Source organism: Acidisoma cellulosilyticum (assembly GCF_020621385.1).
Lineage (GTDB): Bacteria > Pseudomonadota > Alphaproteobacteria > Acetobacterales > Acetobacteraceae > Acidisoma > Acidisoma cellulosilyticum.
The window spans coordinates 482,693-498,373 of the sequence record NZ_JAESVA010000002.1; the positions used below are offsets into that span (position 1 = coordinate 482,693).

General features: G+C 62.7%; 14 protein-coding genes. 6 read left to right on the top strand and 8 right to left on the bottom strand.

Translation table 11 applies throughout. The features are described 5' to 3' along the window. Positions 1-278: 278 nt before the first annotated feature. The 3 genes from iolD to ACELLULO517_RS06655 all read right to left on the bottom strand — a co-directional run bounded on the left by iolD (position 279) and on the right by ACELLULO517_RS06655 (position 5,160). On the bottom strand, positions 279-2,150 hold the full coding sequence (iolD, locus tag ACELLULO517_RS06645) for a 3D-(3,5/4)-trihydroxycyclohexane-1,2-dione acylhydrolase (decyclizing) (RefSeq protein WP_227306516.1): 1,872 nt from the start codon (positions 2,148-2,150) through the stop codon (positions 279-281). A 26-nt stretch (positions 2,151-2,176) separates the two neighbouring features. Then, positions 2,177-4,090: a bifunctional 5-dehydro-2-deoxygluconokinase/5-dehydro-2-deoxyphosphogluconate aldolase gene (locus ACELLULO517_RS06650; RefSeq protein WP_227306517.1), complete on the bottom strand. Its 1,914-nt coding sequence runs from the start codon at positions 4,088-4,090 to the stop codon at positions 2,177-2,179. A 119-nt stretch (positions 4,091-4,209) separates the two neighbouring features. Further along, positions 4,210-5,160 (bottom strand): MurR/RpiR family transcriptional regulator, encoded by a 951-nt coding sequence (locus ACELLULO517_RS06655; protein WP_227306518.1) that lies wholly within the window; start codon positions 5,158-5,160, stop codon positions 4,210-4,212. Between the two features lie 257 nt (positions 5,161-5,417). Between ACELLULO517_RS06655 and iolG the strand changes: the two genes are divergently transcribed. Together iolG and ACELLULO517_RS06665 are read left to right on the top strand one after the other, a co-directional pair. After that, positions 5,418-6,410: an inositol 2-dehydrogenase gene (gene iolG, locus ACELLULO517_RS06660; protein ID WP_227306519.1), complete on the top strand. Its 993-nt coding sequence runs from the start codon at positions 5,418-5,420 to the stop codon at positions 6,408-6,410. 15 nt (positions 6,411-6,425) lie between these two features. Next, positions 6,426-7,250, top strand: a complete 825-nt coding sequence (locus ACELLULO517_RS06665) for a sugar phosphate isomerase/epimerase family protein (protein ID WP_227306520.1) — start codon at positions 6,426-6,428, stop codon at positions 7,248-7,250. Here ACELLULO517_RS06665 and ACELLULO517_RS06670 read toward each other — a convergent pair. Genes ACELLULO517_RS06670 through ACELLULO517_RS06680 form a run of 3 tightly spaced genes read right to left on the bottom strand, consistent with a single transcriptional unit; the run spans position 7,247 to position 10,826 of the window. After that, complete coding sequence (locus tag ACELLULO517_RS06670; RefSeq protein WP_227306521.1) at positions 7,247-7,825, bottom strand: PqiC family protein; 579 nt, start codon at positions 7,823-7,825, stop codon at positions 7,247-7,249. The two genes, ACELLULO517_RS06665 and ACELLULO517_RS06670, sit on opposite strands and share 4 nt — an antisense overlap. Beyond that, entirely contained in the window at positions 7,822-9,516 is a 1,695-nt protein-coding gene (locus ACELLULO517_RS06675) for a PqiB family protein (RefSeq protein ID WP_227306522.1), read from the bottom strand. The genes ACELLULO517_RS06670 and ACELLULO517_RS06675 overlap by 4 nt, the downstream gene beginning before the upstream one ends. Then, the gene (locus ACELLULO517_RS06680) at positions 9,513-10,826 is read right to left on the bottom strand and encodes a paraquat-inducible protein A (protein ID WP_227306523.1); all 1,314 of its coding nucleotides are present in this window, start codon (positions 10,824-10,826) and stop codon (positions 9,513-9,515) included. The genes ACELLULO517_RS06675 and ACELLULO517_RS06680 overlap by 4 nt, the downstream gene beginning before the upstream one ends. Before the next feature lie 177 nt (positions 10,827-11,003). On the opposite strand from ACELLULO517_RS06680, the gene ACELLULO517_RS06685 reads away from it, so the two are divergent. Next, positions 11,004-11,498 carry a hypothetical protein gene (locus tag ACELLULO517_RS06685; protein WP_227306524.1) on the top strand — a complete coding sequence of 165 codons (495 nt, stop codon included), beginning with the start codon at positions 11,004-11,006 and terminating at the stop codon, positions 11,496-11,498. 55 nt (positions 11,499-11,553) lie between these two features. On the opposite strand, the gene ACELLULO517_RS06690 is transcribed toward ACELLULO517_RS06685, so the two are convergent. Then, positions 11,554-12,165 (bottom strand): flavin reductase family protein, encoded by a 612-nt coding sequence (locus ACELLULO517_RS06690; RefSeq protein ID WP_227306525.1) that lies wholly within the window; start codon positions 12,163-12,165, stop codon positions 11,554-11,556. Continuing rightward, positions 12,162-13,130: an agmatinase gene (gene speB, locus ACELLULO517_RS06695; protein WP_227306526.1), complete on the bottom strand. Its 969-nt coding sequence runs from the start codon at positions 13,128-13,130 to the stop codon at positions 12,162-12,164. Before speB ends, ACELLULO517_RS06690 begins: the two co-directional genes overlap by 4 nt. A gap of 163 nt (positions 13,131-13,293) precedes the next feature. Between speB and ACELLULO517_RS06700 the strand changes: the two genes are divergently transcribed. The 3 genes from ACELLULO517_RS06700 to ACELLULO517_RS06710 all read left to right on the top strand — a co-directional run bounded on the left by ACELLULO517_RS06700 (position 13,294) and on the right by ACELLULO517_RS06710 (position 15,676). After that, positions 13,294-14,517 carry a CaiB/BaiF CoA transferase family protein gene (locus ACELLULO517_RS06700; RefSeq protein WP_227306527.1) on the top strand — a complete coding sequence of 408 codons (1,224 nt, stop codon included), beginning with the start codon at positions 13,294-13,296 and terminating at the stop codon, positions 14,515-14,517. 77 nt (positions 14,518-14,594) lie between these two features. Continuing rightward, positions 14,595-15,014: a RusA family crossover junction endodeoxyribonuclease gene (locus ACELLULO517_RS06705; RefSeq protein ID WP_227306528.1), complete on the top strand. Its 420-nt coding sequence runs from the start codon at positions 14,595-14,597 to the stop codon at positions 15,012-15,014. Continuing rightward, entirely contained in the window at positions 15,014-15,676 is a 663-nt protein-coding gene (locus tag ACELLULO517_RS06710) for a hypothetical protein (RefSeq protein WP_227306529.1), read from the top strand. Before ACELLULO517_RS06705 ends, ACELLULO517_RS06710 begins: the two co-directional genes overlap by 1 nt. Positions 15,677-15,681 lie beyond the last annotated feature (5 nt).

Here is a 15,681-nt window from a genome sequence, read left to right on the forward strand (position 1 = left end):
AAAGGCCCTTTGTTGATCTTGTTCTTGTCCATGTCGTCCAACCATCTAGAGCAGATCCCGGTCAGATGGAATCATCTGGCCGGGTGAAGATGCTCGCAAAAACAATAATCTAGAGCGGTATCTGTGAGCGTAAGCGAACAGGAAACGCTCTAGAAATAGTCGCCCGCGGGCTTGACCCGCGGGTCTAACCCTTGCCGCGGGCAGAACCTGGTGCCGCCGCCGCGGGTAGGTCCGCGGAACAAGTCCGCGGCTGACCGTTTTTAAGGCTCCGCGCCCATTCAATTGCCGACGAATTGGCGCGTCAAAGCCGCGACATAATCAGCCCGCGCGCTCTGCACTTCGCTGCGTGTCGAGACTTCCGGCACAGCTACATCCCACCAATGGCCACCGGCATCGGTGGAGATCAGCGGATCGGTATCGATGACGACGGCATAGGTGCGGTCGCTGGCCCGCGCCCGCACGAGGGCCTGGGAGAGTGCGGCCAGATCGCTGACCTTCTCGGTGACGGCGCCCAGGCTGCGCGCATGCAGCGCGAAGTCGACCTCCGGCATCACCTCATGCCGGCTGTCCTGCAACAGGTTGTTGAAGCCGGCCCCGCCGGTCGCATGCTGCAAGCGGTTGATGCAGCCGAAACCGCGATTGTCGAGAATGACGAGGATCAGCTTGCGCGCAATCATGACGCTGGTCGCAATCTCGGAATTCAGCATGAGGTATGACCCGTCACCGATCATGACGAAGACCTCACGCTCCGGCTGCGCCATCTTCACGCCCAGACCACCTGCAATTTCATAGCCCATGCAGGAAAAGCCGTATTCCATGTGATAGCCGCCGGGCGCGCCAGCCTGCCACAGCTTGTGCAACTCGCCCGGCAGACCGCCCGCCGCACACAGCACGACGTCGGACGGCTGCGCCTGACGCTGCACCGCGCCCACCACCTGCGCGTCGGACGGCAGCGCATTGCCGCTCTCGGCCGGCGCGTCGGTATAGGCCGCCGCCGTCTCATACCAGGTCGACTTTTCCCTCTCGGCCCGCATCGTCCACACGCTATCCGCCCGCCATGGGCCGAGCGCCGCGCCGAGCTCCCCGAGCCCTGCCCGCGCATCGGCCACCAGCGGCTGCGCCTGATGCTTGCCGGCATCGAAAGGCTGGGTATTCAGACCGATGATCCGCCGCCCCTCACCTTGGAACAAAGCCCAGGACCCGGTGGTGAAGTCCTGCAACCGCGTGCCGACCGCCAGCACCACATCGGCTTCGGCCGCCATGGCATTGGCCGCGCCCGTACCGGTGACGCCGATGGCGCCCATATTCATCGGGTGACCGGTCGCGAGCGCGGATTTGCCGGCCTGGGTCTCCCCCACCGGAATGCCATGCGTCAGCGCGAAAGCGGCCAGATCACCCTCAGCCTGCGCGTAAAGCGTGCCGCCGCCGCAGACGATGAAGGGGCGTTTCGCCTCCCGCAGCAGGCTGACGGCCGACGCCAGTTCAGACGCATCAGGGCGCGGACGACGCGGCACCCAGATTTTCTCGTCGAAGAATGAAACAGGGAAATCGTAAGCCTCGGTCTGCACATCCTGACAGAGGCCGAGCGTCACCGGGCCGCATTCCACGGGATCGGTCAACACCTGCATGGCGCGCGCGAAGGCCGGGATGATCTGCTCGGCCCGCGTGATGCGGTCGAAATAGCGGGAGACCGGACGGAAAGCGTCATTCGCGCTGACCGTGCCATCCTGCCAATCCTCGATCTGCTGCAGAACCGGGTCCGGCCGGCGGGTCGCGAAGACATCCCCCGGCAACAGCAGTAACGGCAGGCGATTGACATGGGCGACGGCGGCGGCCGTGACCATGTTCAGCGCGCCCGGCCCGATGGAACTGGTGCAGGCCATGACGCGGCGGCGGCGCAGCGCCTTGGTATAGGCGATGGCGGCATGGGCCATGGCCTGTTCGTTATGCGCGCGGAAGGTCGGCAGGCTGTCGCGGATGCCGTACAGCGCCTCCCCCATCCCCGCGACATTGCCATGGCCGAAAATGGCCCAGACGCCCCCGAAAAAGGGCAGCGTGCTCGCCCGCCCGTCCTCGGTTTCAACCACCGTCTTCTGGGCGGCCATAGCGCGAACCAAAGCCTGAGCCATGGTGAGGCGAATTGTGCGCATCGCTCGTCTCTATCCCGTTCTTTGTCTCAGGCGGCTTTGACCTGGCGCGCGTCCTGCCAGGCATCCACCAATTGTTGGAAGCGGCTGGCCATCTGGTCCAGGGCCTCTTCATCCGTGATCTTACCCGAAAGCCAGGCACGGGCGGGGTCGATATGAATGGTACGGCCGACCGCGAAGCCCTTCACGACCGGCACGCCGGCACAAGCGCGGAAGGACGCCGCCAGATCGGCCATCGGCGCTTCCAGCCCCAGCACCAGCACGCCGCGACAATAGCCGTCATTGCGGGTGATGACGTCATTGATCTGGGTCCAGGCGGCCGCACTTGTCTGCGGCTCCAGCTTCCACCAATCGGGCTTCATGCCGAGATCGTACAGGCGCTGAACGACGCGCGGGATGGTGTCATCCAGCAGCGGGCCGTGCTTGCCGGCAATGATTTCGATCAGCACATCACGGCCCGTGCTGCGGCAGGCGTCATAGACCCGCGCCAGCTCCCGCTCCTGCCGCAGGCGCAGCTCCTCCGGGTCATCCGGGTGATAGAAGCACAGGCATTTCACGACCTGCGCCAGCGGCCATTCCGTCAGATGCGCGCCCAGACTGCCGCCGGCCTCGAAATCCAACGGGCGCGACCCTGTGCGCTCCACCGGACGCGCGACCCAAAGCTTGTGGTCGGCCGCGCGAAACAGCGCCTCGCGCCCATAGCGCCCGTCGATGAACATGCCGAAGCCTGGGCGGCCCTTGGCCACACGCGCGGCCGCCTGCACGGCCAGAACCTTGAAAGCGGAAATCCTCTCGAAGGGCGCACCGACCTCCTTCGCCACCGCTTCCAGCTGGATGCGATGGTCGATGGCCAGCGCCATGATGCCGGGCGGGCTGGCGCTGCGCGTCGTCGCCCAATGGATATGGTTGATATCCTGGTCATGCCGCAACGCGCGGTGCTTGCTGCCATGCGCCAGAAAGTATTCCAGTTCCGGAAAGGTCGGGATTTCCGGCGAGCATAGCAGGCGGGAGACGGCGAAGGCGCCGCAGGCATTGGCATAGGCGCAGCAGGTTTCCAGCGTCTCACCGCGCAGCCAGCCGCGCAGGAAGCCGGACATGAAACTGTCGCCCGCACCCAGCACATTGTAGACTTCGACCGGAAAGCCAGGGCCGCGCACGCCGTCATCCAGGCTTGCCGGAATCTCACCCGGAAAAACCACGCATCCCATCGGGCCACGCTTGCAGACGATGACGGCCGCGGACTGCGCACGGATGGCGCGAATGGCCGCCAGCGTGTCCTGCGATCCGCCGGCGATATGCAACTCCTCCTCGGTGCCGACGATGAGGTCGCAAAGCGCCAGAACGGGCGCCAGATGAGCGGTCACCTCATCGGATTGAATATAGCGGCTTTCCCCCGCATCATGGCCTGCCAGACCCCAAAGATTGGGGCGGTAATCGACGTCAAAGATGACGCGCCGACCATGGGCTTTGGCGATGCGGATCGCCTTGCTCTGCGCGGCCGCCGTGCTTGCTGTCGCGAAATGCGTGCCGGTGACCACGACAGCGCCGGCGGAGGCGACGAAAGCCTCATCCACATCATCCTCGCACAGCGCCATATCGGCGCAATTGTCGCGATAGAAGACGAGCGGGAATGTGCTGCTGTCGCGCACGCCGAGCAGCACCAGGGCTGTCAGGCGCTTGGGGTCGACCGCAATGCCCTTGGTCTCCACCCCTTCCCGCGCCAATTGTTCCAGGATGAAGCGGCCGACCTGCTCGTCACCCACCCGCGTCAACAGCGCGGACCGCAAGCCCAGCCGCGCCGTGCCGACCGCGATATTGGCCGGGCAACCGCCGATGGCCTTGCTGAAGGACCCCATATCTTCCAGCCGCCCGCCGATCTGCTGGCCGTAGAGATCCAGGGAGCATCGCCCGATCGTGATCAGGTCGAGCATCGGTGCGGCCATGGGAAACCCCTTCTTCTGGAGGAGCGGCCCGGCCAAGACCGAAAGAGCCTCATCAAACGGCCGGACGTTTCCTGACTAAACGGCTTGGCGCCGCTTTTGCTTAGGGGTAAATAAAACCATTATTCCAAATTTTCGTCAATCTGGTTTTTATATTCCTTTTTGTTCCGCAGGTTAACCGGCGGCAGATCACCCGTGCGCTGGCTGACGAGTGCGATGGACAGCGTCGTCGCCAGCGCGAAAGACGCCGAGAGCGAGCGGAAACCGCCGAAATCGGCCTCCGCCACTTCCAGCCAGGTCGTCGAGACCTGCACCAGCGGAGAGAAGGGCGAATCGGTAATGCCGATCACCGGCACGCCGCGTTGAAAGGCCGCACGCGCCGAGGTCAAGGTCTCGGTCGCATAGGGCGTAAAGCTAAGCGCCAGAAGCGCATCCTCGGGCGTGATCAGATCGGTCTGCCGACCGCCAAGACCACCCAATTGATCGACGAGGTCGGACCGAACGCCGAGCTTCTGCAGCGCATAGACAAGATAGACGGCGACGGGAAAGGCGCGGCGGACACCCACCACATATATGGTACGCGCCGCGGCCAGACGCTGCACCGCGAGTTCCAAGGCCTCGACATCGATGCTCTGACGAAAATCCCGCGCGGAAGCGCAGGACGCCTCGACCAGACCATCCAACAGGCTCAAGACATCGCCGTTCTGATTGCCGTCATGCAGCGCTTCCAACCGCACATTGTAATCGGGCCAACGGTCGCGGGCATGGCTTTGGAAAACGAGCTGCAGGTCCGAAAAGCCGGAATAGCCGAGCGCCTGGGCGAAGCGAATCATGGTCGAAGGCTGCACATTGGCGCGCTTCGCCAGTTCCGCGACACGGCCGAAGGCAATCTCCTGCGGATGTTGAACCGCGAAATCGGCAACCTGGACCAGCCGTTTCGGCAATTGGCCGCGCCGCTCCACGATCAGCGCGCGCAGTGTACGGAAATCACGCGGCGCGGACTCCGCCCCGATGTCGGCGGACAGCACCTCGTCATCCCTCATCGTCTGCGGCTCGCCGTCGCTGTCAGTCATCGCCCCAATCCAAACGTTCTCCCGTTGACAAGAGATACCCCAAATGGAATATCTCTTCTATATCTTCCATCAAGAAATCAAGACGCTCCAAGCGCAAGGGGACCTTAGCCGCTTATACCCCGTCGCCTGCACAAGCCGTCATAGGCGCATTCCGATCATGTCACACGACACTGTGAGATGACTGCGGGCCTGGGGTGTCGTTTCGATGGCAGGTAAGGCCGTCTCAATAAGAATCGTCCGACAAGAAAGAGCCTTCCATGATTCGTTTCTCCGTCCTCGGCTGCGGCCGCATCGGCACCATGCATGCGCGCAATCTGGCACGCCACCCCCAGGCGCAGCTTGTCTCGGTCTTCGATGTCTTCACGAAAGCCTCCGACGCCATGGCGGCCGAACTCGGTGTCCGCGCCGCGCAATCGGTGGATGAGGTTCTGGCGGATAGCGAGGTCGACGCGGTTCTGATCGCGACCAGCACGGATACGCATGTGGAGTTGATCACCCGCGCCGCGCGCGCCGGCAAGGCGATCCTGTGCGAGAAGCCGATCGCGCTCGACATGGAAAAGGTCAAGGCCTGCTGGGCGGAAATCAGCGCGCTGAACGCGACCGTCATGATCGGCTTCAATCGCCGCTTCGACCCCTCCTTCCGCGCCGTGCATGACCGCATGACGGCCGGCGAAATCGGCAAGCTGGAACAGCTCATCATCACCAGCCGCGATCCGGGACCGCCGCCGATCAGCTATATCAACGTCTCCGGCGGGCTATTCCGCGACATGACGATCCATGATTTCGATCTCGCCCGTTATTTCGCGGGTGACATCGTCGAGGTTCAAGCCTTCGGCGGCAATCTGGTTGATCCTGCAATCAAGGCCGCCGGCGATATCGATGCGGCCATGGTGACGATGCGCTCGGCCTCCGGCGTGCTGATCCATATCAACAACAGCCGCCGCGCGTCCTATGGCTATGACCAGCGGCTGGAAGCCTTCGGCGAAAAGGGCATGCTGATCGCCGGCAACAAGACCGCAACCAGCGTGCAGTCCTTCTCGGCCGCCGGCACAGCGCAGGGCGATGTCGTGCTGCCCTTCTTTATCGAACGCTATGCCGATGCCTATGCGGCCGAGATCGGGAATTTCGTCGAGAGCGTGGCGGCCGGCAAGACGCCGCTGACCAGCTTCCGGGATGGCGCGGAAGCGTTGCGCCTGGCGGATGCCGCGCTGGAAAGCTTCAACACCGGCCGCGTCGTCAAGCTCGGCTAAGCGGAGATAAACGCCATGAAACGCAAACTTGGTGTCTGCACCTGGACCTATGGCCCTCGTGCGCTGTCGGAGGTCGCCGCCTCCCTCGCCCGGCTCGGCTTTGACGGGGTGGAACTGCACGGCGATCTTGGCAGTTTCGACGCCGTTGAGACCGCGCGCCTTCTCGCCGATCATGGTCTTTCCATCCTGTCCCTGACACCGGCCGATTGTGATCCGGCCCATCCCGATGCCGGTACGCGCAAAGCCGCGATCGGCTACTATCGCGAGTTGATCGACTTCGCGGCTGCCGTGCGCCAGGAAACCGGTAGCCAGCCGATCGTGTCATTCCACGGCCAGGTCACGCGCATCAAGCCCGTGAAAAGCCAGGAGGCCGAATATGGCTATCTGGTCGAGAGCGTGCGCGCGGTCGATGCCTATGCAGCCTCCACTGGCGTGCCTATGGTCTATGAAGTCCTTAACCGCTACGAATCCCATCTTATCAATACGGGCCGGCAGGCTTTGAAGTTGCTTCAGGATGCCGACGCAAGGGCGATGCGCATCCTGCTTGATACCTACCACATGAATATCGAGGAACAGGACCTGCCGGCGACAATCCGCGCGGTGGGCAATGCGCTGGGCCTTTTCCATGTCGCCGATTCCAACCGCGAAGCGGTCGGGCGCGGGCATACGGATTTCGACGCCGTGCTGAAGGCGCTGGATGACATCGGGTATAGCGGGTCGATCATCGTGGAATGCACGGCGTCCGGCCCCAATCCCTTCACGCCGGTGAAGGATGGAGACTACGTGGCAGAGTTGGAAATGTTCCTGGGCGAAAGCCGGACCTGGCTGGCGGCGCGTTAGCCGGCCAGCGCCTGGGCAATGGCATCCGCCAATTGCCCCAGCGCCACGCTCATCGCCTGAACCTGGCTTGGAATATCCGTACCCGATGCGGGTGCGACGAAGCGCAGGCTGTCCACCACAGGCGGCTTGGAACCGTCCGTGCGCGTCACCTCAAGCTGTGCGGCCAGAACCACCGCACCACTCTCATTCCGGTCGAACCGCGTGACGTTCAGGGCGACCGTCGCCTGCGCCTGCGGTGTCACCGTGCTGCTTTCCGAGAAGACCTGGCTCGCCGGCAGACGCTGATCAAGCTCCGCCACCAGCACGCGGCCGATCATGGATGACAGCGTCTCACCCCACCAATTATTGGTCTCGACCGCAATCTGGTAGCCGCCGGAGGAGCGCACGATGGGCTTGCGATTGAGATAAGGTGCGAGGCCGACATCCTGCAGAATGATGACGCGCGGCGCGCCAGTCAGCACCGCACCCGGCGCCGCATCCAGCGTATAGAGCACCGGCGCGGTCGAGGCACAGGCCGCCGGCAAGACCGCCAGCCCCAGAGAGGCCAAGGAAAAAGAGCGTCGCGAGATCATCATTGCTCAACCCCTGAATTGGCGCGCCCGCGGATCAGCGCTTCCGGATGGCTTGTCAAAAGATCGGACAGCGCACGGAAGGATTGCGCCATATCGTTCAGCTGCGTCATCAGCTGTTCCAGCTGACGGCTGAAATGGCTGTCGCCGCCATAGGCGCTATTGGCCGAGACAAGCAAGAGATTGAGGTTTCCGGAGGCCGCTTTCAGCTGCTTGGCCAGTGCGGGCAGGCTTTTCAGCGCCGGGCCAGCCTCGGCGTTCAGGTTCTTTACCAGATCCTGGGAGGCCGCGAGCGTGCCGGCAAGCGACGCGACAGCCTGTTTCGTCTGCTGCCCATTGGTGAGGTTGGACAGGCCCGCCAAGGCCGAGGTCAGGCTGGCCGACATCTGATCGAAGGGCATATTGTTGATCTTAGCGAGGAGTGTCGTGACCGATGTGGTGATGGAATCGAAGGCACCCGATGACGTCGGGAAGACGATCTCATTATTCTGAAAGGTCACGCTGGCCTTAGGCGCATTCGGCAGGATGACCAGCGAGATCTCGCTTTGTCCGGTCAAAAAATTCGACTTCTGGATCTGTGCGCGCAACCCGCTGGCAACCAGCTGCTGGACATTGGCCAAGGGCCCACGCGCGGCGACCGTGTTGATGTTCTTGATGCGTTGCGGCTGCACCTCAAACCGCACAGGCGCGCGGACGGTGTTGGTGGCGCCGTCATATTCCATATCCACGCTTTTGACCTCGCCGATCCTCAAGCCCTGGAAGGTGACGGGCGAACCCGGCCCAAGCCCCGCGACGGATCCCAAGAAATAGGCGACGAAGGGCACCCGGCGATCATAGCTCGCCTGATCGGCCGCGTCCTGGCTGTCATAAAGCGGAAAGCTTGTTCCCGATTTTGCTTCGGTCCCGGTCGCGTCATCATCGGAAGTGGAAAAGGCAATGCCGCCCAGCAGCAAAGCATCCAACGACTGTATCTTCACCTGCACACCATCCGCGCCAAGCTTCACGGCGAGGCCGGATGCGTTCCAGAAGCGCGAATCCGCATGCACATAGGCGTCATAAGGGGCGCGGACGAAAGCATGGATGGTGACGCTTTTCGCCATGTCACCGATATCCCAGCCGAGGATCTGGCCGACCTGCAGATCCCGGTAGAAGATCGGCGCGCCCAGAGACACCGAGCCGATGTGATCGGCCTGCAGCACGAAGTTGCGGCCGGGCACGACGGATTGCAGCACCGGCGGATCTTCCAACCCGACGAAGGTCGTCTGCGGCTTGCCGGCGTCCGGCGACGGCAGCAGATCGATGAAGGGACCGCTGAGCAAAGTGCCGAGCCCCGACAGACTGCCGGCGAAAAAGCGCGGCCGCACGATCCAGAACTTCGTCTTGTCCGAAATCAGCGGCGTCGCATCCCGCGTCATCTGAATTTTCACGACGACATGGTTCATGTCGGGCGTCAGCTTCACGGATGTGACGGTACCGAGCGTCACATCGCGATGCTTGACGACGGATTGTCCGGCCGTCAGCCCCATCCCCTGGTCGAAGGTAATGCTGATCAAAGGGCCGCGCTTGGAATAGGTGTCCCAAACCAGCCAGCCGCCGATCAGCACGGTGATGACGGGAATGCCCCAGATCAGGGACACCCGTTTGCGTCCCTTCTTCTGGACTGCGGCGCTCGGGATCTGAGATGACATATCGCTCATGCGCGTTCGCCTGGGCTGGCTGCCGCGTCCCACATCATCCGTGGGTCGAAGGATTCGGCAGCGAAAATCGTAAGAATGACGACGCCGGCAAAGGCGACGGCGCCGAGGCCGGGTTCGATCGTGACGAGGGCTCCGAAATGCACCAGGGCCACCAGGATCGATATCATGAAAATGTCGATCATCGACCAGCGTCCGATGACGCTGACGATGCGGTATAAACGCCCGCGATCCAGCAGCCGCGCCGCGCTGCCGAACTGCGTCATCAACAACAGGATGATGAGCCCGACGAGTTTGAGCATCGGCACCATGATGCTGGCAAAAAACACGAGTGCCGCCAGCGGATACATTTTGGCCGCCAACAGCTCCTCCACCCCGCCCAGAATGGTGCTGGGCTCACCCGCGCCCATCTGCACCACCGTCAGCACCGGGTAAAGATTGGCGGGGATATAGAGAACGATCGACGCCATCACCAAAGCCCAGCAGCGGACAATACCATTCGGTTTACGCGCATGCAGATGGCTGCCGCAGCGCGGACAGTCATGACCGCCCTGCCCCACGACGCGCGACACTTTCTGGCAGGTCTCGCAGGCAAGGAATGACGCGGTGCCTGTCTGCGGCGTGCTGACCATCGCCGGTACAAAACGATGCGCGACGACGCCCTTGCGCTCCAACGTCTCCCACACCGCCTGACGATCCAGGAAGGCATCGGCGGCGACCGTCGCGATCATCACGCCGACCAGGCCGAAGACCGCGACGCCGACATCGATATGCACAATATCGACAAGCTTCACATAGGCCACGAAAACGCCGAGGAGATAGACTTCCACCATGGACCAGGCGCCGAGCTTGCCCATCCAGGTGAAGACGACACGCGCATGCTTCGGCGGCTGCGGCAGACGTATTGCCAGAAGAACATAGGCAGTACCGGCCAGTTTCAGAAGCGGGGCGATGGCGGTCGTGAATAGGACCACCAGCGCCAATTCCCACACGCCCTGGTCTTCCAGCCGTCTGGGGCCAGAAAACATATCCGCCCCGAGCACGATGCCGAACGTGCTGACCTGCATCAGCGGCATGATGCAGGACATAAGGAGAAGCATGAGACCTGACAGCGAGAAAGCCAAAGCGCGACCCAGCGCGTTTCTTTGCACGCGGCGGAGCGTTACGCCGCATTGGGCGCAGGACGCCGTCGCCGGCGCGACAAGTGCGGGCACCTGCTGCAATAAGCCGCAATATCGACAGATGATCGGGTGCGAAGGACTAATGTCGCCGACAGCATCTTCGGTCACCATCGAAGGCGGCCAATGCGTCATAGCGCCCGCCCGAATCTCACGTCGCTCTCCGCATTTGGAAGCCGAAGCTCCTATTCACCCTATGCTCGAAATGATAGATATCACAAACGGGTGTCAAGCGAAGTTGCGACGATGATGCGGGTTGACCTCTGGGGATTATCCCGCGGCACGGTAAACGGTGTGAAAAGGGAACGAGACATGACGACCATAAGCACAGGCCGCAGCAGCAAAAAGGCAATCCGTCTCGGCTTGATGCTGGCGGGCCTTCTCTCCGTCGCTGCCCTGCCCGCCTGCAGCCATTCCGGCGCCGGGCCGAAGACCGTCGACGGACAGACGCCGGACGGCACGCTGGTCATGCACCAGGTCCAGGCCGCTTTCATCGGCAGCGGCAATGGCGGCTACGGCACGCTGAATTACCAAGGTCAGAGCTATAACTTCAACGTGGGCGGCTTGGGCATCGGCGGCATCGGTGCTTCCACCATCGATGCGACCGGCGAGGTTTATGGGCTGAAAACCGTCAAGCAGTTTCCCGGCTCCTACGTGCAGGGACGCTACGGCTTTGCCTTTGGCGACAAAAGCAGCGGCGATCTATGGCTGAAGAATAATGATGGCGTGATTTTGCATTTGCACGCCAAGCGGACGGGACTGATGCTCAGCCTGGGCGGCGATGTCGTGGTCATCACCTTCAAATAGCGCAGGCAAATAACGCGAAATTCCCGGCGAGGCCAGCCTCGCCGGGCGGCCCGTCTCAGCGCGGGCGTACCATCTCGAAGAGGCTGGAGACGGAGACATAGTCGCCGCGATAGCCGCAGCGGCCCAGCGGCATAGCGCCCGCCGTATCGAATTTTCCGTCCTTGAGAAAAGCCGGGTCGATATGGACGCCGACGATCTGGCCGATGACCATGTAGTTGGATGACGGCACGCCACCCAGCCCCTGCAACTGCTGGATGGAGACGCATTTGCACTCCAACGCCGCCGGGGCGATCGCCACGCGCGGCGGCGCGACAAGGACAGATGGCGCCTTGGCGAGCCCCGCCAGTTCGAACTCATCCACGTCATGCGGCACCGCGACGCAGCTTTCGTTCATCTGCTTCGCCAGCGCCTCCACCGCCAGATTGGCAACGAATTCCCCGGTCTCCTCGGCATTGCGGACGCTGTCCTTCCAGCCGTTGCTGCTGAACATGACCATCGGCGGTATGTCCGAGACCATATTGAAGAAGCTATAGGGCGCGAGGTTGACGTGCCCCGATGTGCTGACGGTCGAAATCCAGCCGATGGGCCGGGGTGCGATGATCGCCTTCAGCGGATCATGCGGCAGGCGATGGCCCTGTTCGGGCTGGTAGAAATGGGTCTCGGTCATGCCAAAGCCTCCTGTCTTGCCGCCGCCCGACCGGCGGCGATGGCGCACAGCAATTCGAACATCATCGTCGCCCCGGTCAGCGCCGTCAGGCCGGACGGGTCGAAGGGCGGTGCGACCTCCACGACATCGGCACCGACAATGTTAACGGCGCCAAGCCGCCGCAGCATGAACTGCGCTTCCCGCGTCGTGAAGCCGCCAATCTCCGGCGTGCCGGTACCGATCGCCATGGACGGGTCCAGGCTGTCGATGTCGAAGGAGATATAGGTGGCCGCGTCACCCGCGATGGCCAGCGCTTCGTCCATCACGTCATCGACGCCGCGCCTGGCGAATTCCTCGATATAGATCTGGCGGATGCCCTGCGCCTGCGCCCAGCCGTGATCGTCACTCGTATAAAGCGAGCCGCGCAGCCCGATCTGCACCATACGCTTCGGGTCCAGCACGCCCTCCTCGATCGCCCGGCGGAAGGGTGAGCCATGGGTGAAGGGATTATCGCCGAAATAGGTGTCGTTGGTATCGGAATGCGCGTCGAAATGGATCAGCCCGACGGGCGCGCGCTTACCGACCGCGCGCAGGATGGGGAGGGTGATGAGGTGATCGCCCCCCGCCGACAGCGGCAAGGCGCCGGCCGCCACGACCTCGGCGAAAAACGCCTCGATCTTCGCCAGTGCGTCCCGCAGATCGATCGGGTTCACCGGGCAATCGCCCAGATCGGCCACCTGCAGCGTGTCATAGGGCGCCGCACCGGTCGCGTGATGGACGCGGCGCATGAGGCTGGACTGGTTGCGGATCTCACGCGGGCCATGACGGGCGCCGGCCCGGTTGGTGGTGCCGCCGTCGAACGGCACGCCGATCAGCGCGACGTCCAATCCGCCCGGGCTTTCCACCGCCGGCAGGCGCATGAAGGTGGAATGGCCGGCGAAGCGCGGCACGAGCGCGGCATCGACCGGCTGATTGAAATTCGTCATCGGGCTGTTCCTCGATCCATCGCAAGCGTCTGACGGCCACAGAGCATGCGCCCCATTCCTGGGCAACGCCCCTCGTGATCAACGACTGTCTTGATCAACGGCGGCCCGTGCTATCCAGTCACCTGCGCCTGATCGGCAGGCGGGTCTGGGATTGGAGTCAGGAATGGCCGGTGCGCTGTCTCATATTCGGGTGCTTGATCTGTCCCGCGTGCTGGCCGGCCCCTGGGCCAGCCAGTTGCTGGGCGATCTGGGCGCCGAGATCATTAAGATCGAGCGGCCGGGCAGCGGCGACGATACCCGCGCCTGGGGACCTCCGTTTTTGCAGGATTCCGAGGGCCAGGATACGCGCGACGCCGCCTATTTCCTCTGCGCCAATCGCAACAAGCAATCGGTCACCGTCGATTTCACCAAGCCCGAGGGGCAGGCTTTGGTGCGCGACCTCGCCCGCCAGTCGGACGTGGTTCTGGAGAATTTCAAGGTCGGCGGCCTCGCCCAATACGGGCTCGATTATGAGAGCCTCGCCGCGATCAACTCCGGCCTCGTCTATTGTTCCATCACCGGCTTCGGCCAGACCGGTCCTTATGCCGAGCGCGCGGGCTATGACTTTCTTATCCAGGGCATGGGCGGGTTGATGAGCATTACCGGACGGCGCGAGGGGGAGCCCGGCGCCGGGCCGCAGAAGGTGGGCGTGGCGCTGACGGATGTGATGACCGGGCTTTATGCGTCCAACGCCATCCTGGCCGCCCTTCTCCACCGGGATATTTCCGGTTGCGGGCAATATATCGATCTGGCCTTGCTGGATGTGCAGGTGGCGAGCCTTGCCAACCAGACGATGAACTACCTCACCACCGGCCGCAGCCCGCAGCGCATGGGCAATGCGCATCCGAATATCGTGCCCTATCAGGATTTCCCGACCCTGGACGGCGCCATGATCCTGGCGGTCGGCAATGACGGGCAATTCGCCAAGCTCGCGATCGTCGCCGGGCATCCGGACTGGGCGCTGAAGCCGGAATTTTCCACCAATCGCGCGCGGGTGGAAAATCGTGCCGCCTTCGTGGCGGCTTTCACGGCTGTTTCGATAACCCGCACGACCAAGGATTGGATTTCCGCGCTTGAGGCCGCCGGCGTGCCTTGCGGGCCTATCAATACTTTGGCCGAGGTTTTCGAGGACCCGCAGGTGATCAGCCGCGGCACGCGCGTCACCCTGCCCCATGCGGCGGGCGTGGATGTGGCGCTGGTCGCCAATCCCATCCGCATGTCCGAAACCCCGCCGGAATACCGCAGCGCCCCGCCGACATTGGGCCAGCACACGAAAGCCGTTCTGGCGGAAAAGCTCGGCCTGGATGAGGCAGCGATCGCGCTGCTGATCGCGAAGGGGGTTGTTTGATCTGCTATCGAATTGAATTTTCTTTTCCTGCGGTTTTGTGCCACCAGCAAAGGGCAGAACTGGATCCAGGCCTGACGATGACCGTGGAAATTGCTTTCCCCTTGGAGTTTGTTGTTGACGGGACGCCGGTGTCTTTGCAGACGAAGCGCAGCGCCGCGAAGGATGCGTGGAAAGCCAAAATCCGCAGGGCCAGCATGAGCGCCCTCCCTGAGGGGCATTTCTGCAGCGCTGGCCGTATTTCGGTCACGCTGTTCTATTTCCCCCTGGAGGATATGCAGGGTGATATCGATAATATCGTCAAACCGGTCCTCGATGCTTTCTCTCAGCACATCTACCTGGATGACAGACAGGTGGAGCGGATTTTGATACAGAGATTCGACCCGGAAAAAACCTTCGCGTTCAGGGAAGCCTCGCCTATCCTCGAACAGGCGATCAAGGCGCCGAAACCGCTGCTTTACGTGAGGCTTTCCGACGATCCGTCAGAGGAACTAAGCTGATGACCAAATCGCCAAGACAGCGGGAGCGCGCGGTCCTGCAAGCCGTCATTCCCGGTCTGGAGGCTGAAGGTTTCGAGGTCTTCCTTCAACCGGGCGCTCAACTTCTGCCCCCTTTCATGGCGGGCTACCGGCCCGACGCCATTGCCTTGAAACCGGGACGAAAGATTGCGATCGAAGTCACGGCGGGTGGCGGCGATAGGCCTAATCGTCCAGCGTTACAGAAAATACAAGCAATCTTCGCTTCCCAGCGCGATTGGGAGTTTCAGATTCTCTACGCACCTCCCTCCTCTTCCGATCCTGATCTTGCACCGGAACCGAAAGAGGCAATCTTCGCCACTCTACGCCGCTTGCCGTCTCTTCTCGATCAAGGTGGGGCTGTTGCCGCGTTGCTGACGGGCTGGTCCGCTTTCGAAGCTGCGGCTCGGCGGCTTATGCCTGATGATTTTGAGCGGCCGCAATCACCGTCCCGAATGCTGGAAACGCTGGCATTCAGCGGTGCCGTAACGCCGGATGAGGCGGATCTGCTCCGAGATTTAGGGCGGAGAAGAAATCAGGCTGCTCATGGCAAGCTTGATGTCACGATAACGCCGGCACAGTTGGAACAGCTTATCGCCGTGACCCGCGTCCTGCTGGAATTGACCGAACCTGCCGACGCTGTTTGATAGGT

Coding starts and splice junctions, on each gene's coding strand:
- iolD (WP_227306516.1), bottom strand. CDS start 2,150: ATGCGCACAATTCGCCTCACCATGGCTCAGGCTTTGGTTCGCGCTATG.
- ACELLULO517_RS06650 (WP_227306517.1), bottom strand. CDS start 4,090: ATGGCCGCACCGATGCTCGACCTGATCACGATCGGGCGATGCTCCCTG.
- ACELLULO517_RS06655 (WP_227306518.1), bottom strand. CDS start 5,160: ATGACTGACAGCGACGGCGAGCCGCAGACGATGAGGGATGACGAGGTG.
- iolG (WP_227306519.1), top strand. CDS start 5,418: ATGATTCGTTTCTCCGTCCTCGGCTGCGGCCGCATCGGCACCATGCAT.
- ACELLULO517_RS06665 (WP_227306520.1), top strand. CDS start 6,426: ATGAAACGCAAACTTGGTGTCTGCACCTGGACCTATGGCCCTCGTGCG.
- ACELLULO517_RS06670 (WP_227306521.1), bottom strand. CDS start 7,825: ATGATGATCTCGCGACGCTCTTTTTCCTTGGCCTCTCTGGGGCTGGCG.
- ACELLULO517_RS06675 (WP_227306522.1), bottom strand. CDS start 9,516: ATGAGCGATATGTCATCTCAGATCCCGAGCGCCGCAGTCCAGAAGAAG.
- ACELLULO517_RS06680 (WP_227306523.1), bottom strand. CDS start 10,826: ATGACGCATTGGCCGCCTTCGATGGTGACCGAAGATGCTGTCGGCGAC.
- ACELLULO517_RS06685 (WP_227306524.1), top strand. CDS start 11,004: ATGACGACCATAAGCACAGGCCGCAGCAGCAAAAAGGCAATCCGTCTC.
- ACELLULO517_RS06690 (WP_227306525.1), bottom strand. CDS start 12,165: ATGACCGAGACCCATTTCTACCAGCCCGAACAGGGCCATCGCCTGCCG.
- speB (WP_227306526.1), bottom strand. CDS start 13,130: ATGACGAATTTCAATCAGCCGGTCGATGCCGCGCTCGTGCCGCGCTTC.
- ACELLULO517_RS06700 (WP_227306527.1), top strand. CDS start 13,294: ATGGCCGGTGCGCTGTCTCATATTCGGGTGCTTGATCTGTCCCGCGTG.
- ACELLULO517_RS06705 (WP_227306528.1), top strand. CDS start 14,595: ATGACCGTGGAAATTGCTTTCCCCTTGGAGTTTGTTGTTGACGGGACG.
- ACELLULO517_RS06710 (WP_227306529.1), top strand. CDS start 15,014: ATGACCAAATCGCCAAGACAGCGGGAGCGCGCGGTCCTGCAAGCCGTC.